Source organism: Streptomyces sp. Qhu_M48 (genome assembly GCF_051305195.1).
GTDB lineage: Bacteria > Actinomycetota > Actinomycetes > Streptomycetales > Streptomycetaceae > Streptomyces.
Map to the genome: position 1 here is coordinate 6,169,168 of NZ_CP195432.1, position 21,487 is coordinate 6,190,654.

20 protein-coding genes are annotated in these 21,487 nt (G+C 71.3%); 8 read left to right on the forward strand and 12 right to left on the reverse strand.

Annotated elements, in window-relative coordinates; all coding sequences use genetic code 11:
- The first annotated feature begins 61 nt into the window (after positions 1-61).
- Positions 62-811 (forward strand): phosphatase PAP2 family protein, encoded by a 750-nt coding sequence (locus ACRRSS_RS27550; protein ID WP_435973781.1) that lies wholly within the window; start codon positions 62-64, stop codon positions 809-811.
- Here ACRRSS_RS27550 and ACRRSS_RS27555 read toward each other — a convergent pair.
- From ACRRSS_RS27555 to ACRRSS_RS27590, 8 genes are all read right to left on the reverse strand, one after another.
- Complete coding sequence (locus ACRRSS_RS27555; protein WP_435973782.1) at positions 762-2,561, reverse strand: chitinase; 1,800 nt, start codon at positions 2,559-2,561, stop codon at positions 762-764. The two genes, ACRRSS_RS27550 and ACRRSS_RS27555, sit on opposite strands and share 50 nt — an antisense overlap.
- Positions 2,562-2,697: 136 nt before the next feature.
- Positions 2,698-3,168 carry a hypothetical protein gene (locus ACRRSS_RS27560; protein ID WP_435973783.1) on the reverse strand — a complete coding sequence of 157 codons (471 nt, stop codon included), beginning with the start codon at positions 3,166-3,168 and terminating at the stop codon, positions 2,698-2,700.
- Positions 3,169-3,284: 116 nt separating this feature from the next.
- Positions 3,285-4,703, reverse strand: coding sequence for an NAD(P)/FAD-dependent oxidoreductase (locus ACRRSS_RS27565; RefSeq protein ID WP_435973784.1), 1,419 nt, complete (start codon positions 4,701-4,703; stop codon positions 3,285-3,287).
- Between the two features lie 36 nt (positions 4,704-4,739).
- Positions 4,740-5,537, reverse strand: a complete 798-nt coding sequence (locus tag ACRRSS_RS27570) for an ABC transporter permease (RefSeq protein ID WP_435973785.1) — start codon at positions 5,535-5,537, stop codon at positions 4,740-4,742.
- Positions 5,537-6,472 (reverse strand): ABC transporter permease, encoded by a 936-nt coding sequence (locus ACRRSS_RS27575; protein WP_435973786.1) that lies wholly within the window; start codon positions 6,470-6,472, stop codon positions 5,537-5,539. The genes ACRRSS_RS27570 and ACRRSS_RS27575 overlap by 1 nt, the downstream gene beginning before the upstream one ends.
- Positions 6,469-7,656, reverse strand: a complete 1,188-nt coding sequence (locus ACRRSS_RS27580) for an ABC transporter ATP-binding protein (protein ID WP_435973787.1) — start codon at positions 7,654-7,656, stop codon at positions 6,469-6,471. Before ACRRSS_RS27580 ends, ACRRSS_RS27575 begins: the two co-directional genes overlap by 4 nt.
- A 44-nt stretch (positions 7,657-7,700) precedes the next feature.
- A complete protein-coding gene (locus ACRRSS_RS27585) occupies positions 7,701-8,948 on the reverse strand; it encodes an ABC transporter substrate-binding protein (RefSeq protein WP_435973788.1) in 1,248 nt (415 codons plus the stop codon).
- Between the two features lie 49 nt (positions 8,949-8,997).
- On the reverse strand, positions 8,998-10,512 hold the full coding sequence (locus ACRRSS_RS27590; protein ID WP_435973789.1) for a gamma-aminobutyraldehyde dehydrogenase: 1,515 nt from the start codon (positions 10,510-10,512) through the stop codon (positions 8,998-9,000).
- A 175-nt stretch (positions 10,513-10,687) separates the two neighbouring features.
- Between ACRRSS_RS27590 and ACRRSS_RS27595 the strand changes: the two genes are divergently transcribed.
- Positions 10,688-11,239, forward strand: a complete 552-nt coding sequence (locus tag ACRRSS_RS27595) for an NADAR family protein (RefSeq protein ID WP_435973790.1) — start codon at positions 10,688-10,690, stop codon at positions 11,237-11,239.
- A 180-nt stretch (positions 11,240-11,419) separates the two neighbouring features.
- Here the strand turns inward: ACRRSS_RS27595 and ACRRSS_RS27600 are convergent, their stop codons facing one another.
- Positions 11,420-12,115, reverse strand: a complete 696-nt coding sequence (locus ACRRSS_RS27600) for a DUF4190 domain-containing protein (protein WP_435973791.1) — start codon at positions 12,113-12,115, stop codon at positions 11,420-11,422.
- 75 nt (positions 12,116-12,190) lie between these two features.
- On the opposite strand from ACRRSS_RS27600, the gene ACRRSS_RS27605 reads away from it, so the two are divergent.
- From ACRRSS_RS27605 to ACRRSS_RS27630, 6 genes are all read left to right on the forward strand, one after another.
- Complete coding sequence (locus ACRRSS_RS27605; RefSeq protein WP_435973792.1) at positions 12,191-13,222, forward strand: adenosine deaminase; 1,032 nt, start codon at positions 12,191-12,193, stop codon at positions 13,220-13,222.
- Between the two features lie 19 nt (positions 13,223-13,241).
- The gene (locus tag ACRRSS_RS27610) at positions 13,242-14,051 is read left to right on the forward strand and encodes a glycerophosphodiester phosphodiesterase (protein ID WP_435973793.1); all 810 of its coding nucleotides are present in this window, start codon (positions 13,242-13,244) and stop codon (positions 14,049-14,051) included.
- Positions 14,048-14,833, forward strand: a complete 786-nt coding sequence (locus ACRRSS_RS27615) for an SAM-dependent methyltransferase (protein ID WP_435973794.1) — start codon at positions 14,048-14,050, stop codon at positions 14,831-14,833. The genes ACRRSS_RS27610 and ACRRSS_RS27615 overlap by 4 nt, the downstream gene beginning before the upstream one ends.
- Complete coding sequence (locus tag ACRRSS_RS27620; protein WP_435973795.1) at positions 14,833-15,990, forward strand: sensor histidine kinase; 1,158 nt, start codon at positions 14,833-14,835, stop codon at positions 15,988-15,990. The genes ACRRSS_RS27615 and ACRRSS_RS27620 overlap by 1 nt, the downstream gene beginning before the upstream one ends.
- Positions 15,987-16,706 carry a response regulator transcription factor gene (locus ACRRSS_RS27625; RefSeq protein ID WP_351910143.1) on the forward strand — a complete coding sequence of 240 codons (720 nt, stop codon included), beginning with the start codon at positions 15,987-15,989 and terminating at the stop codon, positions 16,704-16,706. Before ACRRSS_RS27620 ends, ACRRSS_RS27625 begins: the two co-directional genes overlap by 4 nt.
- Before the next feature lie 96 nt (positions 16,707-16,802).
- Positions 16,803-17,978 carry a serine hydrolase domain-containing protein gene (locus ACRRSS_RS27630; protein ID WP_435973796.1) on the forward strand — a complete coding sequence of 392 codons (1,176 nt, stop codon included), beginning with the start codon at positions 16,803-16,805 and terminating at the stop codon, positions 17,976-17,978.
- Positions 17,979-18,049: 71 nt separating this feature from the next.
- Here ACRRSS_RS27630 and ACRRSS_RS27635 read toward each other — a convergent pair whose 3' ends face one another.
- The 3 genes from ACRRSS_RS27635 to ACRRSS_RS27645 form a co-directional block, all read right to left on the reverse strand.
- Complete coding sequence (locus ACRRSS_RS27635) at positions 18,050-18,589, reverse strand: hypothetical protein (protein ID WP_435973797.1); 540 nt, start codon at positions 18,587-18,589, stop codon at positions 18,050-18,052.
- An 80-nt stretch (positions 18,590-18,669) separates the two neighbouring features.
- Positions 18,670-19,833, reverse strand: a complete 1,164-nt coding sequence (locus ACRRSS_RS27640; protein WP_435975439.1) for an ABC transporter substrate-binding protein — start codon at positions 19,831-19,833, stop codon at positions 18,670-18,672.
- A 140-nt stretch (positions 19,834-19,973) separates the two neighbouring features.
- Positions 19,974-21,410 (reverse strand): gamma-aminobutyraldehyde dehydrogenase, encoded by a 1,437-nt coding sequence (locus ACRRSS_RS27645; RefSeq protein ID WP_435973798.1) that lies wholly within the window; start codon positions 21,408-21,410, stop codon positions 19,974-19,976.
- Between the last annotated feature and the right edge of the window lie 77 nt (positions 21,411-21,487).

The following is a 21,487-nucleotide window of genomic DNA, read 5'->3' on the forward strand; positions in this document are numbered from 1 at the left end:
CCGATGGCGGGACGCGTTTCCCGCTGTCGGTCCCCTCTTCTCTGACGTACGGTTTCCGCAGATGAGAGAAACACCCCGGGCGGAGCCTCCCCAGCCCCGCCCACACCGTGCCGTCGCGCACACCACCGGGGCCTCGTGCTCCGGGACTCCTCACCGATCGGATGGCCGCCCGCCCCACACCCCCCGGGGCGAGCGGCGGCCCGATCCTCTCGGCCGCCCTGGAACCACCCCCCCTGTTCCAGGGCGGCCGACTCTCTTCTCGGCGCTCGTCGCCCTCGCCGTCGTGACCTGGCAGGTGCTCGTCCACGGCTCCCTGACCAGGCTCGACGAGCGGGTGTCCCGGGCCGTGGTGGACTCGGTCCCCCGGCCCCTGAGCGAACTCGCCTCCGACCTCGGCGACATGACCGTCGCCCTGCCCGTCCTCGCCTGCGCGATGGCGTACGCGGTGTGGCGCGGCCGTCGTCACGCCGCCCTGTACGCGGGGCTCGCCATGGCCGCCGTACCGCTCCTGGTGATTCCCCTGAAGGAGTGGACGGCCCGCCCCGGCCCCCTGGAGCCCTGGGCCCAGGGCTACTACCCCTCGGGCCATACGGCCACGGCCGCCGTCGCCTACTTCGGCGCTGCCTTCCTCGTCTCGAACCGCCTGATCCCCGTCGCCGCCGTGCTGACGGCGGTGACGGGGACCGGGCTTGTCCTGCGGGGCTTCCACTGGCCGCTCGACGTGCTGGCCAGCCTCTGCCTCTCGCTGCTGGTCCTGGCGGTCAGCTCCAGTTGTACGCGTCGAAGTTCTGCGAGAACTGCCACTGGTTGAAGCGGTCCCAGTTGATCGACCAGGTCATCAGGCCGCGCAGCGCGGGCCAGGTGCCGTGGGTCTGGTAGGAACCGCAGTCGACCTTCTTCGTCAGGCAGTCCAGGGCCTTGTCGACCTCGGCCGGGGCCGTGTGGCCGTTGCCCGCCTGGGTGGACGCCGGGAGGCCGATCGCGACCTGGTCGGCGCGGAGGGCCGGGAAGAAGCGGTCCGCGTTGCCGGCGACGGGGAAGCCGGTGAGCAGCATGTCGGTCATCGCGATGTGGAAGTCGGCGCCGCCCATCGAGTGGTACTGGTTGTCCAGGCCCATGATCGGGCCCGAGTTGTAGTCCTGGACGTGGAGCAGGGTCAGGTCGTCGCGCAGGGCGTGGATGACCGGCAGGTAGGCGCCGGCGCGCGGGTCCTGGCCGCCCCAGGGGCCGGAGCCGTAGAACTGGTAGCCGAGCTGGACGAAGAAGGTCTCCGGGGCCATGGTGAGGACGAAGCCGGAGCCGTACTTGGCCTTGAGGGTCTTGACCGCCTGGATCAGGTTGACGACGACCGGGCTGGTCGGGTTCCGGAAGTCGGTGTCGCCGGTCTGGAGCGACAGCGAGTGGCCTTCGAAGTCGATGTCGAGGCCGTCGAGGCCGTACTCGTCGATGATCTTCGAGACGGAGGAGACGAAGGTGTCACGGGCGGCCGTGGTGGAGAGCTGGACCTGGCCGTTCTGGCCGCCGATCGAGATGAGGACCTTCTTGCCGGCGGCCTGCTTGGCCTTGATCGCCGCCTTGAACTCCGCGAGCGACTCGACGTTCGGGCACTCCGTGGCCGGGCAGAGGCTGAAGCGGATGTCGCCCGAGGTCACCGAGGTCGGTTCGCCGAAGGCGAGGTTGATGACGTCCCAGGAGGCGGGGACGTCGGCCATCCGGGTGTAGCCGGAGCCGTTGGCGAAGCTGGCGTGGAGGTAGCCGACGAGGGCGTGCGCGGGCAGGCCGGGGGTGCCGCCCCCGCCGCTGGTGGTCGTCGCGCTCACGGCGGTCGACTTCGCGGACTCGCCGGCGCTGTTCACCGCGCTGACCTGGAAGGTGTACGCGGTGGAGGGCGTGAGCCCGGTCGCGGTGGCGGAGGTGCCGGTGACCGTCTGGATCCTCGTGGTCCCCCGGTAGACGTGGTACGAGGTGGCGCCGGAGACTGCGGACCAGGTCAGCGGCACGGAGGTGGAGGTCGGGGAGCCCGCCGCGAGACCGGCGGGGGCGGCCGGGAGCTGCACCGGGTCGCCGCCGGGGCCGTACAGGGAGAGGTCGTCGGCCTGGTAGGCGGGGGTGCCGTACCAGCCGTGGGTGTAGATCGTCACCGAGGTGGTGGAGGCGCCCGTGGTGAACGACGTCGACAGTTTCCGCCAGTCGGGGGCGGAGCCGGTCCAGGTGGAGACGTCGGTGGTGCCGGTGCCGGACGCGCCGAGGTAGACGTAGCTGCCGCGGACCCAGCCGCTGAGCGTGTACGCGGAGTTGGGCTTGACGGTGACGGTCTGCGAGCAGCGGGCGTTGTCGCTGCCGGCGGGGGTCGCCTGGAGCGCCTTCGTGCCGCTGCGGACGGGCGAGGTGACGGCGGCGCCGCTGCCCGCCGTGCAGGTCCAGCCGTCGAGGCCGGCCTCGAAGCCGCCGTTGCGGGCGAGTTCGCTGTCGGCGGCCTGGGCCGTCGGGGTGAGCGCGGCGAGTCCGCCGGCGGCGAGGACACCCGCGAGGAGCAGGGTGAGAGGTCTGGCGCGGTCCACAACTGCCTCCGGGGATGGGGGAATCGAGGTGGGAGCGCGCCACAGCATGGTCCAGACCAATCAAGTGGTCAAGACCTCCGCTCCCGACGTCCGCACGGCGGACGGCGGTCCCCGCCCACCGTACGCACCACGCCGCCTACGACACCCCTCCCGCCCGCCCGATCCGCCCCGCCGCCTCGTGCATGGCCAGTTCCAGGAGCGCGGCGTCGGTGAGGGTGCCCGAACCGTCCGGCGCCACCAGCCAGCGCACTCCGCCGGTGGCGCGCCCCGGGTACGGGACCACGATCCAGGTTCCGGCGCCCGCGCCCCGCACCCCGGTGCCGAGCCAGCGGGTCGCGGTGCCCGGCGGGACGAAGAAGCCCATCCGGGCGTCGCCGAAGTCGGCGAGGACCGGGCCCGGCCGGTCCACGAGGCGGGTCAGCACGTCGAGCGTGGGGTAGCCGAGCTCGGCCGGCAGGATCAGGACGTCCCAGCGCCTGCCGGCGGGCAGCAGCGCGACCCCGTGCGGGTTGCGCTCCCACTCCCACCGGCAGGCGTCGGGATCGGGTGCTACCGAAACCAACCACTCCACCGCGCTCTTGGCGCCCGAGGCCCCCGTACCAGTCATCGCAACGGTCTCCTTCCGTGTGGACACGGTGTCCGTACGGAGAGAGCGGTTCGGGCGGCTGCTCTTACGCGGTTTCAGCTACCCATCAGTTGTGATGTGGGTCACATGACGGAGTCTCAGCTGTCGAAGCCCAGGCCCATCCGGTCCATCGCCTTCAGCCACAGGTTGCGGCGGCCGCCGTGCTCGTCGGCCCGCGCCATCGACCACTTGGTGATACCGATGCCGGCCCAGGCGATCGGCTCGGGCGGGAAGGGCAGCGGCTTGGAGCGGACCATCTCGAGCTCGGTGCGCTCGGTGCGCTCCCCCGCGAGCAGGTCGAGCATCACGTCCCCGCCGAAGCGGGTGGCGCCGACACCGAGGCCGGTGAACCCGGCCGCGTACGCCACCTTGCCCTGGTACGCCGTACCGAAGAAGGCCGAGAAGCGGGAGCAGGTGTCGATCGCGCCGCCCCAGGCGTTGCTGAAGCGGAGCCCCTCCAGCTGCGGGAAGCAGTGGAAGAACTGCTCGGCGAGCTTGAGGTAGGTCTCCGGGCGGTGGTCCCTCTCGGCGCTGACCTTGCCGCCGAAGGGGTAGATCGCGTCGTAGCCGCCCCACAGGATGCGGTGGTCGGCGGTGATCCGGAAGTAGTGGAACTGGTTGGCGCAGTCGCCGAGCCCCTGCCGGTTCCGCCAGCCGACGGAGGCGAGCTGCTCGGGGGTGAGCGGCTCGGTCATCAGGGCGTAGTCGTAGACCGGGACGGTGTACGGGCGGACCCGCTTGACCAGCGACGGGAAGACGTTGGTGCCGAGCGCGACCCGGCGGGCGACCACCTTGCCGTACGGGGTGCGCACCCCCATGCCGGCGCCGGCGGAGACCAGCTCCAGGCCCGGGGTGTTCTCGAAGATCCGGACGCCCAGGCCGAGGCAGGCCCGCTTCAGGCCCCAGGCCAGCTTGGCGGGGTCCAGCATGGCGACGCCGCGCCGGTCCCACAGGCCGCCGAGGAAGGTCGGTGAGTCGACCTCGGCGCGCACGGCGTCACGGTCGAGGAGTTCGAGGCCGTCCGCGAGGCCGAGCCGGTCGATCTCCTCGTACATCTCGTGGAGTTCCTCGACCTGGTACGGCTCGGTGGCCACGTCGATCTCACCGGTGCGCTCGAAGTCGCAGTCCAGGGAGTAGCGGGCGACCGCGTCCTCGATGGCGTCGAGGTTGCGCTCGCCGAGCTCCTCCAGCTTCGGCAGCTCGCCCGGCCAGCGGGCGAGCCCGTTGCCGAAGCCGTGGGTGAGGGAGGCGGCGCAGAAGCCCCCGTTGCGGCCCGAGGCGGCCCAGCCCACCTCGCGGCCTTCGATCAGGACGACATCCCTGGCGGGGTCGCGCTCCTTGGCGAGGAGCGCGGTCCACAGTCCGCTGTAGCCGCCGCCGACGACGAGGAGATCGCACGTCTCGGTGCCGGTGAGGGCGGGCAGGGCTCCCGGCTTGCCGGGATCTTCCAGCCAGAAGGGGACGGGCTGGGCGTCGGAGAGAGATTGTGCAGCGAGACGCATGGCGACTGGGGCCATGGTTTCCAACTCCTTCGGTGCCTGGGCGGCCTTCGCTCAGGCTGTTGCTGTTTTCTTGCGCCGGTTCGTGATGATTTGCCCGGCCATGACCACCAGTACCGCGAGGACGAACATCGCGGTGCCGATGACGTTGATCTGAACGGGTGTTCCACGCTGCGCCGAGCCCCAGACGAACATGGGGAAGGTGACGGTGGAGGGGCCCGCGTTGAAGTTGGTGATGATGAAGTCGTCGAACGAGAGCGCGAAGGCGAGCAGGGCGCCGGCGGCGATTCCCGGCGCGGCGATCGGCAGGGTCACCCGCAGGAAGGTCTGCGTGGGCCCGGCGTAGAGGTCGCGCGCGGCCTCCTCAAGGCGCGGGTCCATGGACATGACCCGGGCCTTGACCGCCGTCACGACGAACGACAGGCAGAAGGTGATGTGGGCGATCAGGACCGTCCAGAAGCCCAGCTCGATCCCCATGTTGAGGAAGAGGGTGAGCAGCGAGGCGGCCATGACGACCTCGGGCATCGCCATCGGCAGGAAGATCAGCGAGTTGATCGCGCCGCGGGCCCGGAAGCGGTAGCGGACGAGCGCGAAGGCGATCATCGTGCCGAGGGCGACGGCGCCGAGGGTGGCCCAGGCGGCCAGCTGGAGCGAGAGCGACAGCGACTGGCACATGTCGGCGACGCCGCAGGGGTCCTTCCAGGCGTCGAGGGAGAACCGCTGCCAGGAGTAGTTGAAGCGCCCGTTCGGCTTGTTGAACGAGAACACCATCACGACGATGTTCGGCAGGAGCATGTACGCGAGCGTCAGCAGGCCCGCGATGACGACGAGGTTCCTACGGATCCAACGCATCAGACCAGATCCTCCGTTCCCGCTCGGCGGATGTACACGGTGACCATGACGAGGACGATCGCCATGAGGATGAAGGAGAGCGCGGCCGCCGTCGGGTAGTCGAGCACCCGCAGGAACTGCGACTGGATCACGTTGCCGACCATCTTGGTGTCGGTCGAGCCGAGCAGTTCGGCGTTGACGTAGTCGCCGCTGGCCGGGATGAAGGTGAGCAGGGTGCCGGAGACGACGCCGGGCATCGACAGCGGGAAGGTCACCTTGCGGAAGGTGGTGGCCGGTGAGGCGTACAGGTCCCGCGCGGCCTCGTGCAGCCGGCCGTCGATCCGCTCCAGGGAGGTGTACAGGGGCAGGATCATGAAGGGCAGGAAGTTGTACGTGAGACCGCAGACGACCGCCATCGGGGTGGCGAGCACCCGGTCGCCCTCGGTCCAGCCGAGCAGGCTGGTCACGTCGAGGACGTGCAGCGCGTTCAGGACGTCCACGACGACGCTGTCGTCCGCCAGGATCGTCTTCCAGGCCAGGGTCCGGATGAGGAAGCTGGTGAAGAAGGGCGCGATGACGAGGACGAGGAGCAGGTTGCGCCAGCGGCCGGCCTTGAAGGCGATCAGGTACGCGAGCGGGTAGCCGAGCAGCAGGCAGAGGACGGTCGCGGTCCCGGCGTACAGCAGGGAGCGGACGAACTGCGGCCAGTACTCCTGGAAGGCGTCCCAGTAGGTCTGGAAGTGCCAGGTGACCTGGAAGCCCGCTTCGAGGGAGCCGGTCTGGACCGAGGTCGAGGCCTGGTAGACCAGCGGCAGGGCGAAGAAGACGACCAGCCAGACGATGCCGGGCAGCAGCAGCCAGTACGGGACGAGCCGCTTGCGGGTGGAGGGCTTGCGCGGAACGGGTTCCCCGGTCGGCGGCGCCGTCTCCTCCTTGGTGAGGGTGGTGGTGCTCATCCGGCGTCCTCCACCGTCTCCACGCCCGCGGAGCCCACTGTCCCGGCAAGCAGGGACTGGGCGGCGTCGAGCCCGAAGGTGTGCGCCGGGTTCCAGTGCAGGACCACCTCGGCGCCGGGGAGGAGTCCCGCGCGCCTCTCGACGTTCTGCTCGTACACCTGGAGTTCGGCCCCGGCCGGGCTGTTCACCACGTACTGGGTGGAGACGCCGATGAAGGAGGAGTCGACGATCCGGCCGGTGATCCGGTTGCGGCCGTCGGCTATCGCGCCCGCGTCGTCCTTGTGCGTCAGCGAGATCTTCTCGGGGCGGACGCCCACGAGCACCTTGCCGCCCTGGCGGACGGCGGAGGTACAGCGGTCGCCGGGGACGCGGAGCCTGCCGCCGCCCGCGGTGACCAGCACGTCGGAGCCCGTCTCCAGGACCTCGGCCTCGATGAGGTTGGAGGTGCCGAGGAAGTTGGCGACGAAGGTGGTCCGCGGGTTCTCGTACAGGTCGGCGGGGGCGCCGAGCTGCTCGACCCGGCCGCCGTTCATCACCGCGACCTGGTCGGCCATCGTCATGGCCTCCTCCTGGTCGTGGGTGACGTGCACGAAGGTGATGCCGACCTCGGTCTGGATCCGCTTCAGCTCCAGCTGCATCTGGCGGCGCAGCTTGAGGTCGAGGGCGCCGAGCGGCTCGTCGAGGAGGAGCACCTGGGGGTGGTTGATGAGCGCGCGGGCCACGGCGACGCGCTGCTGCTGGCCGCCGGAGAGCTGGTGCGGCTTGTGCCGGGCCTTGTCGCCGAGCTGGACGAGCTCCAGCATGTCGTCGACCTGCTTCTTCACCGACTTGATGCCCCGGCGGCGCAGGCCGAAGGCGATGTTCTCGGTGATGTCCATGTGCGGGAAGAGCGCGTAGGACTGGAAGACGGTGTTGACGGGCCGCTTGTACGGCGGGAGGGCGGTGACGTCCTTGTCGCCGAGGAAGACGGTGCCGGTGCTGGGGTCCTCCAGGCCCGCGATCATCCGCAGCGTGGTGGTCTTGCCGCAGCCGGAGGCGCCGAGGAGGGCGAAGAAGGAGCCCTGCGGGACGGTCAGGTCGAGCGGGTGGACGGCGGTGAAGGAGCCGTACGACTTGCTGATCCCGGTGAGACGGACGTCGCCGCCGCCAGTGTTCTTTCCGGTGTGCGCAGTCTTGTCAGTCATGGGTTGCGGTCCCAGGGGAGTGAGAGAGGTGGACGAGGCCGGACTCAGGCGCCGATGAGCTTGGCGAACTTCTCCTCGTACGCCGTCTCCTCCGCGCTGGTGAGCGAGCGGAAGGCGTGCGACTTCTTGGCCATGGCCTTGTCCGGGAGGATCAGCGTGTTGTTCGCGAGTTCGGGGTCGATCTTGGCGAGCTCGTCCTTCACCCCGTCGACGGGGCAGACGTAGTTGATGTACGCGGCGAGCCGGGCGGCGACGGGGAGCTCGTAGTAGTGGTCGATGAGCCGCTCGGCGTTCGTCTTGTGCCGGGCCTGGGCGGGGACGAGCAGGTTGTCGCTGGACGTGATGTAGCCGGCGGACGGGATGGAGAACCTGATGTCCGGGTTGTCCGCCTGGAGCTGGATGACGTCGCCGGCCCAGGCGAGGCAGGCCGCGAGGTCGCCCTTGTCCAGGTCGGAGGTGTAGTCGTTGCCGGTGAAGCGGCGGATCTGCTTCTTGTCGACGCCCTTCTGGAGCCGTCCGACCGCCGCGTCGTAGTCGGCGTCCGTGAAGTTCCCGGGGTCCTTGCCGAGGTCGAGCAGGGTCATGCCGACCGAGTCGCGCATCTCGGTGAGGAAGCCGACCCGGCCCTTGAGCGAGGGGTCGTCCAGGAGCTGGGTGACCGAGTCGACCTTCTTCCCGCCGGTCGCCTTCACGTTGTACGCGATGACCGTGGAGATGCCGGTCCACGGGTACGAGTAGGCGCGGCCCGGGTCCCAGTCGGGGCTGCGGAACTGGGCGGAGAGGTTCGCGTAGGCGTGGGGCAGGTTCGAGGCGTCCAGCTTCTGCGCCCAGCCGAGCCGGATCATCCGGGCGGCGAGCCAGTCGGTGACGCATATCAGGTCGCGGCCGGTGTCCTGGCCGGCCGCGAGCTGCGGTTTGATCTTGCCGAAGAACTCGACGTTGTCGTTGATGTCCTCGGTGTACTTGACCTTGATCCCGGTGCGCTTCGTGAACGCCTCCAGGCTGGGGCGGGACTTCTCGTCCTCACTGACGTCCATGTACTCGGTCCAGTTGGAGAAGGCGAGGGTCTTCTCCTTGGCCGAGACGTCCGTGGAGGCGGGCCCCTGGCCCTCCCGCTTGGCCGGCGGGATGCCACAGGCGCTCAGCGCGGCGAGGCCGCCGACGGTGAGCGCGCCGACACCGCCCGCCCGCAGCATCGAACGGCGGCTCAGGGCGCCCCGGCCGCTCGTCAGGCTGCGACGTATCGCCGCGGTCTGCGCGGCGGACAGGCTGTCGGGCTCGTACTGCTCCATGCGCTGTGCCCTTTCGGGATGGTTGCGCCGCCGGTCGGGCGGCAGATTGCTATCGGTCCCCGAAGATCGTGCGGTGCCAGTCCTTCGCGGCGACCGCGGTGTTGTCGAACATCACGTGCTTGACCTGCGTGTACTCCTCGAAGGAGTAGGCCGACATGTCCTTCCCGTACCCCGATGCCTTGGTGCCGCCGTGGGGCATCTCGCTGATGATCGGGATGTGGTCGTTGACCCAGACACAGCCGGCCTTGATCTCCCGGGTGGCGCGGTTGGCCCGGTAGACGTCCCGGCTCCAGGCAGAGGCGGCCAGGCCGTACGGGGTGTCGTTGGCGAGCCGGATGCCCTCGTCGTCGCCGTCGAAGGGCAGGGCCACCAGGACCGGGCCGAAGATCTCCGACTGCACGACCTCGCTGTCCTGGGCGGCGCCGGTGATCAGGGTCGGACGATAGTACGCACCGTCGGCGAGCTCTCCGCCAGGGGCTTCGCCGCCGGTGACGACGGTGGCGTAGCCGCGGGCCCGCTCGACGAAGTCGGCGACCCGGTCGCGCTGCGCGTGGCTGATCAGCGGGCCGAGGTCGGTGGTGGGGTCGAAGGGGTCGCCCAGGCGGACGGTCTCCATCAGTTCGGCGACGCGGGCGACGAAGGCGTCGAAGAGCGGGCGCTGCACGTACGCGCGGGTGGCCGCGGTGCAGTCCTGGCCGCTGTTGATGAGGGAGGCGGCGACGGCGCCGTGGGCGGCGGCCTCCAGGTCGGCGTCGTCGAAGACGACGAAGGGTGCCTTGCCGCCGAGTTCGAGGTGGAGGCGCTTGACGGTGGCGGTGGCGATCTCGGCGACCCGCTTGCCGACGGGGGTGGAGCCGGTGAAGGAGGTCATGACGACGTCGGGGTGGCCGACGAGGTGCTCGCCCACCGTGCGTCCCGCGCCGTTGACGATGTTGATGACGCCGTCGGGGATGCCGGCCTCCGTCGCCGCCTGGGCGAACATCAGGGAGGTCAGCGGGGTGAGCTCGGCGGGCTTCAGGACGATCGTGTTGCCGGCCGCGACGGCCGGGAGGATCTTCCAGGCGGCCATCTGGAGCGGGTAGTTCCAGGGGGCGATGGAGCCGACGACCCCGATCGGCTCGCGCCGGATGTACGAGGTGTGGTCGCCGCTGTACTCGCCGGCCGACTGGCCCTGGAGGTGACGGGCGGCCCCCGCGAAGAAGGCGGTGTTGTCGACGGTGCCGGGCACGTCGAACTCGGTGGTGAGCCGGAGGGGCTTGCCGCACTGGAGGGACTCGACGCGGGCGAAGTCCTCGGCCCACTCGGCGAGGACGCCGGCGAAGCGGTGCAGCGCGTCGGAGCGTTCACCGGGAGTGGCGCCCGCCCAGCCCGGGAACGCGGCCTTGGCGGCGGCGACGGCCTCGTCGACGTCGGCGGTGGAGGCGAGCGCGTAGGAGTAGACGCTCTTCCCGGTCGCCGGGTCGATCACGCTGTGTTCCTGACCGGAGGTTCCGGCGCGGAGCCGGCCGCCGATGTACTGTGCGCCGTCCGCGAAGCGGTCCGTCACCTGGAAGCGGTTGCCCATGACGCTCTCCGTTGTCCCAGCTCGATTTGAGTGCCGATCCTGACATGACGACAGTGGGCCAACAAGTGATTCCGTTGTTGCCTTTTGGTTACGCGACGGAATCGGTCGACCATGTGTCGAGGCGCCCGGAAAATCTCCGTACGGAGTGTCCGTGGCGGATGCCACACTCGCATGCATGAGCGAGATCGAAGCCCTGACACAGCAGGTCAACAGGGGTGACAGGGTGAAGTGGCTGCACTTCTGGGGCCACCGCCCGCACCCGGACGGGCGCCTCTCGGCGAGCTGCCTCAGCCAGTGGTGGCCGTCCCCGTTCGTCGTCGACGGCGTGTCGTACGGGACGGCGGAGCACTGGATGATGGCGGCCAAGGCCCGTCTCTTCGGGGACGCGGAGGCCGAGCGGGCGGCGCTGACCGCCGCCACCCCGGCGGAGGCCAAGAAGGCCGGCCGGCTGGTGCGGGACTTCGACGAGACGGTGTGGCGGCGGGAGCGCTTCGGGATCGTCGTCGAGGGCAGCGTCCACAAGTTCTCCTCGGACGAGTCCCTGCGCGCATACCTCCTGGGCACGCGCGGCCGCGTGCTGGTGGAGGCCAGCCCGATGGACCGCGTCTGGGGCATCGGACTCGCCGCCGACGACGCCCGCGCCCACGACCCCGCCCGCTGGCGCGGCGAGAACCTCCTGGGCTTCGCCCTGATGGAGGCACGGGAGCGCCTGCTCCTCGGCACCTGAGAGCACGCGGGGCTCGACGCGTGACGGAAGCGGGCGCCCGGGACGGACAAGCGGGCCCGCACCGGATCGGTGCGGGCCCGGCCCAACAAGAAGGCCCGCTCCCACCCGACGCGAGCGCCCCGGACGGACGAGAGGGCCCCGCACCGATCCGGTGCGGGGCCCTCTCGTTCGTACGGGACCTCAGCGGCCGCTCTCGACCACCAGGCTCGACGCGAACGGGTCCTCGTCGTACCCCGGGTCTTCGAAGGACGAGGAGTCCTGGGTGACCGCCCAGAGGATGAATCCCAGGAAGACGGCGCTGACCAGGGTGCCGATCGCACCGAGCACGATGCCCGCGATCGCCATGCCCCGGTTCGTCGCCTCGCCCCGGCCCACCTTCTTCAGGCCGATGATGCCGAAGATCAGCGCCAGGATGCCGAGGATCGTCCCCAGTCCGTACAGGCAGAACCCCGCCACCGCGATGATGCCGAGCACCATCGAGGTGGTGCCCATGCCGTTGGACGGCGGCTGCTGCCAGCCGGGCTGGCCGGTGTAGCCGCTACTGCCGTACGACGGATATCCGGGGTAGCCGTACCCGGAGGTCGACGGCGTGGCAGGCGGGACGGCGGCCGTCGGGTAGCCGTAGCCCCCGGAGGTGTCCGCCGCCGGGTAGCCGTACGCGCCGGGCGTGGCCGCCGGACCGCCGGGCGCCACCGGGGGCGGCGGCACCGCGCCCGGCTCGGGTGTGAGCGGCATGGACGTGACGGTCTGCTGGTCGTGCACCGGCGCGGGCGACGGCGTCACCGGCTTGCTCAGTTCCACCCCGTCGCGGTTCGGCGGAGCCCACGGGTCCGTCGGGTCGTAACCGCCCCGCGACTGGTCTCGGTTGTCAGACATGGGCCTCCCCCATCATGGTCCCGCCATGCTACGACCTCCCCCCTCCGGGGGAACCGCCCGGCCTACGATGATCCGATGACCGATCTCCATCCCTTCATCGCCGGACTCCCCAAGGCCGAGCTGCACGTCCACCACGTGGGCTCCGCCTCCCCCCGGATCGTCGCCGAGCTGGCCGCCCGCCACCCCGACTCCAAGGTCCCCACGGACCCGGAGGCGCTGGCCGACTACTTCACGTTCACCGACTTCGCGCACTTCATCGACGTCTACCTGTCGGTCGTCGACCTGGTCCGCACCCCCGAGGACGTCCGGCTGCTGACCTTCGAGGTCGCCCGGGACATGGCCCGGCAGAACATCCGGTACGCCGAGCTGACCATCACCCCCTACTCCTCGACCCGCCGCGGCATCGACGAGCGCGCCTTCATGGCGGCGATCGAGGACGCCCGCAAGGCGGCCGAGGCCGAGTTCGGCACGGTCCTGCGCTGGTGCTTCGACATCCCCGGCGAGGCCGGTCTGGCCTCCGCGGAGGAGACCGCCCGTCTCGCCACCACCGACGGGCTGCGCCCCGAGGGCCTGGTCTCCTTCGGCCTCGGCGGCCCGGAGATCGGTGTGCCGCGTCCGCAGTTCAAGCCGTACTTCGACCTGGCGCGGGCGGCCGGTCTGCACTCCGTCCCGCACGCGGGCGAGACCACCGGCCCGGAGACGGTCTGGGACGCGATCAACGACCTGGGCGCCGAGCGCATCGGCCACGGCACCAGCTCGGTCCAGGACCCGGCGCTCCTCGCGCACCTGGCGGAGCACCGCATCGCCCTGGAGGTCTGCCCGACCTCCAACATCGCCACCCGGGCCGTCGCCACCCTCGACGAGCACCCGATCCGGCGGATGGTGGAGGCCGGCGTCCTCGTCACGGTCAACAGCGACGACCCGCCGATGTTCGGCACCGACCTCAACAACGAGTACGCGGTCGCCGCCCGTCTCCTCGGTCTCGACGAGCGCGGTGTCGCCGCCCTCGCCAAGAACGCGGTGGAGGCCTCCTTCCTCGACGCGGCCGGGAAGACCCGGATCGCCGCCGAGATCGACACGTACACCGACGACTGGCTCGCGCGCTGACGACGGCGAGAATGGGGCCATGGACTCCGACACCGCCATGGACCCCGTCGCCGCCGAGGACCCCGTCGCCGCCGAGGACCCCGTCGCCGCCGCGGGAGCCGCCGGCCCGGACGGGAAGGTCCGGCACCATGGAGGCACCCCGGCGCCCGTCACCGTCGTGGGCCATCGCGGCGACCCGTACCGCGTCCGCGAGAACACGCTCCGCTCGATCGCCTCGGCGATCGAGCGGGGGGCGGACGCCGTCGAGGTCGACGTCCGGCTGACGAGGGACGGGGTGCCCGTCCTCCTCCACGACGACACCCTCAAACGCCTGTGGGGCCACGACCGGCCCCTCTCCGCGCTCTCGTACGAGCAGGTCCGCGAGCTGACGTACGGCGGGATCCCCACCCTGCGCGAGGCGCTGCTCACCGCCGGGGAGAGGCGGCTGATGCTGGACCTGCCGGGCGGGAACGAGGACTCGGTCCGCACGATCGTCCGCACCGTCCGCGAGTGCGGCGCCGGGGAGCGCGTCTACTACTGCGCGGGGGCCGTCGCCATGCTCCAGGTGCGCGCCGCCGACCCGGCCGCCGAGATCGCCCTGACGTGGACCTCGCTCGCCCCGCCCCGACCGGTGCTGCTCGACGCGGTGCGCCCGCGCTGGCTCAACTACCGCTTCGGGCTGGTGGGTCGGGAGCTGACGGAGCGGATCCACCGGGACGGTCTGCTGGTCTCGGCCTGGACCGCGGACACCTCGCGCACCATGCGTAAGCTGATCTTGAACGGGGTCGACTCGATCACCACGAACCGGGTCGCCACCCTCGCCGCCGTCCTGCGAAAGGCTCGCGCATGAACGACCGGATCCGGACCGACATCGCCCACAACGCCCGGGTGTGGAACTACTGGCTGGGCGGCAAGGACAACTACCCGGTGGACCGGGAGGTCGGCGACCAGGTCACCGCCTTCTACCCGAGCATCGGCGAAGTGGCGCGCGCGGACCGGGCGTTCCTCGGCCGCGCCGTGACCCATCTGGCCGCCGAGGCGGGCGTCCGCCAGTTCCTGGACATCGGTACGGGCCTGCCGACCGCCGACAACACCCACGAGGTGGCCCAGCGGGCCGCGCCGGACGCCCGGGTCGTCTACGTCGACAACGACCCGATCGTCCTCACCCACGCCCGCGCGCTGCTCACCAGCGCGCCGGAGGGGGTCACCGAGTACGTGGACGCCGACGCGCACGACCCGGAGAAGATCCTGGCGGAGGCCGGCGCGACGCTCGACCTGTCCCGTCCGGTCGCGGTCATGATGCTCGGCATCCTCAACTTCGTCCTGGACACCGACGAGGCCCGGCGGATCGTACGGACCCTGATGGACGCCGTACCTTCCGGCAGCCACCTGGTCCTCACCCACCCGACGCTGGAGCCGGAGCTGGGCGGCGAGGGCAACGAGGCCGCGATGGCGTTCTGGAACGAGAACGCGACCCCGCCGATCACGGCCCGCGGCCGCGCCGAGTTCACCTCCTTCCTGGACGGGCTCGACCTCCTGGAGCCGGGCGTCGTCTCCTGCGCGCGCTGGCGCTCCACCTCGGCGGACGCGTACACGGTGGCGCAGTTCGGCGCGGTGGGCCGCAAACCGTAATGGGCGTACGGGGGGCCGTACGGAACGGGTGGACGCGGGCGCGGGGCTGGGGCGCGGCGAACCCGTGGGCGGTGGACATCGGGATCGCGCTCCTCGTGCAGGCGGCGATGACGATGCCGTTCGTGGTGCCGCGCGGGCCCGAGCTGGAGCCGGCGACCTGGCCCGCGTACGGGCTGACGACGCTCACCGTGGTGCCCTTGGTCTGGCGGCGGCGGGCGCCCTTCGCCGTCCTGCTCGCGATCCTGGCGGCGAGCACGCTGTACGTGCTCGTCATGGAGGGTCCGGGGCAGCCGCTGCCGTACACGGGGCTCGTCAGCGTCTACACGATCGCCGTGCTCTCCCCGCCCGGGAAGCGGCTGGCGACGGCGGCGCTGCTGGTGGTCGCGGTCCCGTTCTCGGTCTGGCTCAACACCCGGTCGGCCCGCGAACTGACCTTCTCCCTCTTCGTGTTCGGGGCCGCGTACGTCTTCGGCCGGCTCCAGGACGCCCGGCAGCGGGAGCACCGGATCGAGGCCGAGCGGGCCGCCGCCCGCGAACGGGCCCGGATCGCCCGGGAGATGCACGACATCCTGTCCCACGCGGTGAGCCTGATGGTCGTGCAGGCGGAGGCGGGGCCGGTGGCGGTACGGACGGCCCCGGAGCGCGCCGAGGCCGCCTTCGAGGCGATCTCGGCGACGGGCCGCGACGCGATGGTCCAGCTGCGGCAGATGCTGGGGGTCCTGCGCGAGGGCGCCGAGGGGACGGCGCCCAGGGAACCGCAGCCGGACCTCGCGGGCATCCCTGACCTCGTCGCCCGGGTGCGGGCCGGGGGTCTGGCCGTCTCGTACGCGACGGAGGGCGGGGTACGGGCGCTGCCCGCGACGACCGGCGCGAGCGTCTACCGGATCGTGCAGGAGGCCCTGACGAACGTCGTCCGGCACGCGGACGCCCGCACGGCCGACGTCCGGCTCTCCCACGCGGACGGGGTCCTGCGGGTCACGGTCACCGACGACGGACGCGGCCCCGGGGCGGGACCCGGCGGGCACGGCCTGACCGGCATCCGGGAGCGGGCCGCCGCGCACGGCGGCACGGCGACGACCGGCCCCGGGCCGGGCGGCCGGGGGTTCGAGGTGCGGGTCCTGCTCCCCGTACCCTCCACGGCGGAGGTGGGGAGATGACGACGATCCGCGTGGTGGTCGCCGACGACCAGGAGCTGGTCCGCAGCGGCTTCGCGATGATCCTGGACGCGCAGCCCGACATCGAGGTGGTGGCGGAGGCCGGGGACGGGGCGGAGGCGATCGAGGCGGTGCGCCGGCACGCGCCCGACGTGGCCCTGCTCGACATCCGGATGCCCAGGACCGACGGCATCGAGGCCTGCCGGGCGATCAGCGCGGAGTCCGGTTGCCGGACGGTCATCCTGACGACCTTCGACACCGACGCGTACGTGTACGAGGCGCTGCACGCGGGCGCGAGCGGCTTCCTCCTCAAGGACGTCCGACGGGACGACCTGGTGCACGCGGTGCGGGTGGTGGCGGCGGGCGACTCGCTGCTCGCGCCGTCCGTGGCCCGGCGGCTCGTGGAGCAGTACACGGCGGGCGGACCGCGCCGGACGGCTCCCGGCCCGGACCCCCGGCTCGACGTGCTGACCGGCCGGGAGCGGGAGACGCTGCTGCTGCTCGCGCGCGGCCTGTCGAACGCGGAGATCGCGGCGGAGCTGGTGGTGAGCGACCACACGGTGAAGACCCATGTGGGGAACGTGCTCGCCAAGCTGGGCCTGCGCGACCGGATCCAGGCGGTGATCTGCGCGTACGAGACGGGCCTGGTCGCGGCCGGCTCTCCCCCGCCCGGGGGAGGCGCGGGGCCCGGCTCCTCCCCCGCGTCGGCGAGGAACTGACCCCCACGAGACCGCCGGTGCGGGCGATCCGCGCGGCGCCCCTGGTCAGCAGGATGGAGCCGTCGAGAACAACGGCTCACACCACCGGAGTTGACCATGAGGACGTCCACCCGCACGCTGCTCGCCGCCGCCCTGGTCCTGGGGGTCGCCGCGGGACCGGCGACCGTCCCGGCGTTCGCCACGGGCCCCGCCGCCGTGTCCCGGACGGCGGCTCCGTCCCTGGACACGGTGATGTCGGCGGCGATCGCGGGCCTGCCCCGCGCCGACGCCACGGCCGCGCTGGTCCGGGTCGGCGGCACCGAGGGTTCCTGGCAGGGGAGTTCGGGCGTCCACGACCTGGAGAGCGGCGCCCCGGCGGACCCGGCCGCCCGCTTCCGGGCCGGATCGGTGACGAAGGTGTTCACGGCGGCGACCGTCCTCCAGCTCGCCGCCGAGGGCCGGATCGACCTGGACCGCCCGGCCCGCTCGTACCTGCCGGAGCTGATCCCCGGCCGATACGCCACGGTGACCGTACGCCAGCTCCTGAACCACACCCACGGCATCCCGGCCCCCGACCTGGCCGTCGGGACGACGGTGGAGGAGTGGTACGCGAACCGCTTCCGGGTCCACACCCCGGAGGCGATGGTCCGCTCGGCGACGGCGAAGCCGCGCGAGTTCCGGCCGGGCACCCGGCAGCACTACCTGAACATCGGGTACACGATCGCCGGTCTGCTCGTGGAGCGGGTCACCGGCGACACGTTCGAGCGTCAGGTGGAGCGGCGGATCCTGCGCCCCCTCGGCCTCCGGAACACCTACCTGCCCGGCACGGCCGCCGGGATCACCGGCCCGTACAACCACGGCTACCAGACGATGCGGCTCGACGACGGGACGAGGGGACTCCGGGACGTCTCCGTGTGGCGGGCGACGGACGGCTGGGCGGCCGGGGACCTCGTCTCGACCACCGCCGACCTGGAACGCTTCGTCCGGGCGCTGTTCGCCGGCCGGGTGGTGCGCGGCCCGCTCCTTGAGGAGATGTTCACCCTGCCGAGGGTCGCGGACCTCGGGAGCGGCGACCCGGCCGCGTACTCCGCCGGCCTGTCGATGAAGCGGCTCGGCGGGCGCGAGGTGTGGGGCAAGACGGGCGGCCGCTGGGGGTACAACACGGCCGTCGCGTCGACCCGCGACGGCGCGCGCACCCTCGTCTACAGCGTCAACTCGACCGACGCGAAGGGCCAGGACATGAACCCGACCGCGCTGAACGTCATGGTGGCGGCGTACGGCCTCCCGGACTGACAGCGGACGCCCGCCCGGTCACCGGCGGCCCCAGTGGAGCACCTGCTCGCGGGGGCCGGTCCGGGAGGCCGCTAGGCGGGTACGGCCTCCGGAGCCGCCGTCGCCGTGAGGGCCTCCAGGCGCTTGATCATCCGGCGTACGTGGAGCAGCGGCAGGATCCCGATGACGCCGAAGGACATGTCGATGACCGACCACCAGAAGGGGATGCCCCGGATCGGGCCGCAGATCAGGGCGAGCGGGATGATCCCGACGCAGGCGATCATGCCGAACTCGACGACCCAGATGTTGCGGACGGGGTCGCGGTGGACGCCGTGGAAGGCGACCGCGATGACGAGGTGGGCGAAGGCGAGCCAGTCGGTGCCGTAGAGGAGGTAGGGGGCCTCGCTGTCGGCGACCTCGACCCCTTCCGCGACCCGGTGGACCCACTCGGCGGCCCCGGGCAGCAGGTCGGCGACGGGCGCGGCCCAGCCGGTCAGCGCGGAGTCGAGGAAGCGGAGTTCGGTGACGAGCGGGAAGGCGGTGACCCCGCTCAGCACCAGGCAGACGACGAAGACGACCAGCCAGACGCGGATACGCGTGAGAAGGGCTCTCGGCCCGTTCGTGTCGTTCATGAGGGCAGCGTACGCCCGTCATGAACGCGTTCAAAAACTGGGGGTCCACTTTTTGGAACGCGTTCAAAAAGGCTCGGCCCTCACAGGCCCACGATCGCGTTCCACCTCCTCGCGAAGGACTGCCGCTCCTGCGCCGTGATGTCCCGGGCGATGGTGAGCCGCCCCCGCATGTCGGCGTCGGGGAAGATCAGCGGGTCCTCGGCGAGCGCCACGAGTTCCTCGTCCCCGGAGTCCGCGAGGACCCGCTGCGCGGCCGGCACCGGGCAGACGTAGTTGACCCAGGCGGCGAGTTCGGCGGCGACCTCGGGCTCGTAGTAGTAGTCGACGAGCTTCTCGGCGTTGCTCTTGTGCCGCGCGAGGTTGGGGACCATGAGGGACTCCGCCCACAGTTCGGCGCCCTCCTCGGGGACGACGAACTCGATGTCCGGGTTGTCGGCCTGGAGTTGGATGACGTCGCCCGAGTACGCCTGACAGGCGAGCACATCGCCCGACGACAGGTCCTTGATGTAGTCGTTGCCGGTGAAGCGGCGGATGTGCCGGCTGCGCACGAGGCCCTCGACCTGCTCGCACAGGGCGTGGAAGTCGTCGCCGGTCCACCGGGTGACGTCGACGCCGTTGCCGAGCATCAGCAGCGCGAAGGACTCGTCGAGGCCGGAGAGCAGGGTGACCTTGCCGCGCAGGTCGTCGGCCCACAGCTCCTTGGTGGAACGCAGCTCGCGGCCGAGCTTCCCGCGGTTGTACGCGATGCCGGTGATCCCGGACTGCCAGGGGACGCTGTGCAGCCGGCCGGGGTCGAAGGCGGGCGAGCCCAGCTGCGGGTCGAGGTGCGCGGCGACGTTCGGCTGGGCGGCGCGGTCCATCTCCTGGACCCAGCCGAGGCGGACGAAGCGGGCGGCCATCCAGTCGCTGACGACGACCAGGTCCCGGCCGGTCTCCTGGTGGTTCATCAGGGACGGGCCGATCTTGCCGAAGAACTCGTCGTTGTCGTTGATCTCCTCGGTGTAGCGGACGGAGATCCCGGTGCGCTCGCGGAAGGCGTCGAGGGTGGGACGCCTGCCGGCGTCCTCGTCGTCGGTGTCGATGTAGAGCGGCCAGTTGGCGAAGTCGAGCGTCCGGTCCCGGGCGGAGAGGTCACGGCCGGTCCGGTCGCCCTCGTCGACGTACGCGGCGGGGACCCCGCAGCCGGCGAGCAGTGCGCCGGCCCCGACGCCCCCCATCCCGCGCAGCAGGGACCGGCGGGACATGGTGTTCCTGGCTGTCGCTCTCATCCGAGCAGCATCGCGGCACCGTCACGGCGGAACAATGGACGGTCCGTCGACGGAACGACCGCGGCCCCGACACCCTGTCGATCGGGGTGTCGGGGCCGCGGCCGGTTTCCCGGTGACTAGCCGAGGGACGTCATGACGTGCTTGATGCGCGTGTAGTCCTCGAAGCCGTACGCGGAGAGGTCCTTGCCGTAGCCGGACTTCTTGTAGCCGCCGTGGGGCATCTCGGCGACCAGCGGGATGTGGGTGTTGATCCACACGCAGCCGAAGTCGAGGGACTTGGACATGCGCATCGCGCGCGCGTGGTCCTTGGTCCAGACGGAGGAGGCGAGGGCGTACTCGACGCCGTTCGCGTACTCCAGGGCCTGCGCCTCGTCCGTGAAGGACTGGACGGTGATGACCGGTCCGAAGACCTCGTTCTGGATGATCTCGTCGTCCTGGCTGAGGCCGGAGACGACGGTCGGGGCGTAGAAGTAGCCCTTGTCGCCGACGCGGTGACCGCCGGCCTCGACCTTGGCGTGGGCCGGGAGGCGGTCGATGAAGCCGGTGACCTGCTTCAGCTGGTTGGCGTTGTTGAGCGGGCCGTACAGCACGTCCTCGTCGTCCGGCTGGCCGGTCTTGGTCGCGGCGGCGGCCTTGGCGAGGGCGGAGACGAACTCGTCGTGGATGGACTCGTGCACGAGGACACGGGTCGCGGCCGTGCAGTCCTGGCCCGCGTTGAAGAAGCCCGCGACGGAGATGTCCCCGACGGCCTTCTCGATGTCGGTGTCCTCGAACACCACGACGGGCGCCTTGCCGCCGAGCTCCAGGTGGACGCGCTTGACGTCCTTGGCCGCCGACTCGGCGACCTGCATGCCGGCCCGGACGGAGCCGGTGATGGAGGCCATGGCGGGGGTCGGGTGCTCGACCATCGCCTTGCCCGTCTCGCGGTCGCCGCAGACGACGTTGAAGACGCCCTTGGGGACGATCTGTCCGATGATCTCGGCCATCAGGACGGTCGACGCGGGGGTCGTGTCCGAGGGCTTGAGGACCACGGTGTTGCCCGCGGCGAGCGCCGGGGCGAACTTCCACACGGCCATCATCATCGGGTAGTTCCAGGGCGCGACCTGGGCGCAGACGCCCACCGGCTCGCGGCGGACGATGGAGGTCATGCCCTCCATGTACTCGCCGGCCGAGCGGCCTTCGAGCAGCCGGGCGGCACCCGCGAAGAAGCGGATCTGGTCCACCATCGGCGGGATCTCCTCACTTGCGGTGAGGGCGACGGGCTTGCCGGTGTTCTGGACCTCGGCGGCGATCAGGTCCTCGGCGCGCTCCTCGAAGGCGTCCGCGATCTTGAGGAGTACCTTCTGGCGCTCGGACGGCGTGCTGTCACGCCAGGCGGGGAAGGCCGCGGCGGCGGCCTCCATGGCGGCGTCGACGTCGGCCTGTCCGGAGAGCGGGGAGGTGGCGTACACCTCGCCGGTCGCCGGGTTGACCACGTCGATCGTGCGGCCGTCGGCCGCGTCGCGGAACTCCCCGTTGATGTAGTTACGCAGCCGGCGCAGCTCGGTGGTCACGTGCCACCCCTCCTGTCAGGTTCTGACCGCGCACGTCCTCGTGCGCCGTCCCGATGGGTGAGACACCCAGCCTAATC

Bases quoted from the DNA above. Each gene is read 5' to 3' on its own strand.
- ACRRSS_RS27550 (WP_435973781.1), top strand. From the start codon at position 62: ATGAGAGAAACACCCCGGGCGGAGCCTCCCCAGCCCCGCCCACACCGT.
- ACRRSS_RS27560 (WP_435973783.1), bottom strand. From the start codon at position 3,168: ATGACTGGTACGGGGGCCTCGGGCGCCAAGAGCGCGGTGGAGTGGTTG.
- ACRRSS_RS27565 (WP_435973784.1), bottom strand. From the start codon at position 4,703: ATGGCCCCAGTCGCCATGCGTCTCGCTGCACAATCTCTCTCCGACGCC.
- ACRRSS_RS27570 (WP_435973785.1), bottom strand. From the start codon at position 5,537: ATGCGTTGGATCCGTAGGAACCTCGTCGTCATCGCGGGCCTGCTGACG.
- ACRRSS_RS27575 (WP_435973786.1), bottom strand. From the start codon at position 6,472: ATGAGCACCACCACCCTCACCAAGGAGGAGACGGCGCCGCCGACCGGG.
- ACRRSS_RS27580 (WP_435973787.1), bottom strand. From the start codon at position 7,656: ATGACTGACAAGACTGCGCACACCGGAAAGAACACTGGCGGCGGCGAC.
- ACRRSS_RS27585 (WP_435973788.1), bottom strand. From the start codon at position 8,948: ATGGAGCAGTACGAGCCCGACAGCCTGTCCGCCGCGCAGACCGCGGCG.
- ACRRSS_RS27590 (WP_435973789.1), bottom strand. From the start codon at position 10,512: ATGGGCAACCGCTTCCAGGTGACGGACCGCTTCGCGGACGGCGCACAG.
- ACRRSS_RS27595 (WP_435973790.1), top strand. From the start codon at position 10,688: ATGAGCGAGATCGAAGCCCTGACACAGCAGGTCAACAGGGGTGACAGG.
- ACRRSS_RS27600 (WP_435973791.1), bottom strand. From the start codon at position 12,115: ATGTCTGACAACCGAGACCAGTCGCGGGGCGGTTACGACCCGACGGAC.
- ACRRSS_RS27605 (WP_435973792.1), top strand. From the start codon at position 12,191: ATGACCGATCTCCATCCCTTCATCGCCGGACTCCCCAAGGCCGAGCTG.
- ACRRSS_RS27610 (WP_435973793.1), top strand. From the start codon at position 13,242: ATGGACTCCGACACCGCCATGGACCCCGTCGCCGCCGAGGACCCCGTC.
- ACRRSS_RS27615 (WP_435973794.1), top strand. From the start codon at position 14,048: ATGAACGACCGGATCCGGACCGACATCGCCCACAACGCCCGGGTGTGG.
- ACRRSS_RS27620 (WP_435973795.1), top strand. From the start codon at position 14,833: ATGGGCGTACGGGGGGCCGTACGGAACGGGTGGACGCGGGCGCGGGGC.
- ACRRSS_RS27625 (WP_351910143.1), top strand. From the start codon at position 15,987: ATGACGACGATCCGCGTGGTGGTCGCCGACGACCAGGAGCTGGTCCGC.
- ACRRSS_RS27630 (WP_435973796.1), top strand. From the start codon at position 16,803: ATGAGGACGTCCACCCGCACGCTGCTCGCCGCCGCCCTGGTCCTGGGG.
- ACRRSS_RS27635 (WP_435973797.1), bottom strand. From the start codon at position 18,589: ATGAACGACACGAACGGGCCGAGAGCCCTTCTCACGCGTATCCGCGTC.
- ACRRSS_RS27640 (WP_435975439.1), bottom strand. From the start codon at position 19,833: ATGTCCCGCCGGTCCCTGCTGCGCGGGATGGGGGGCGTCGGGGCCGGC.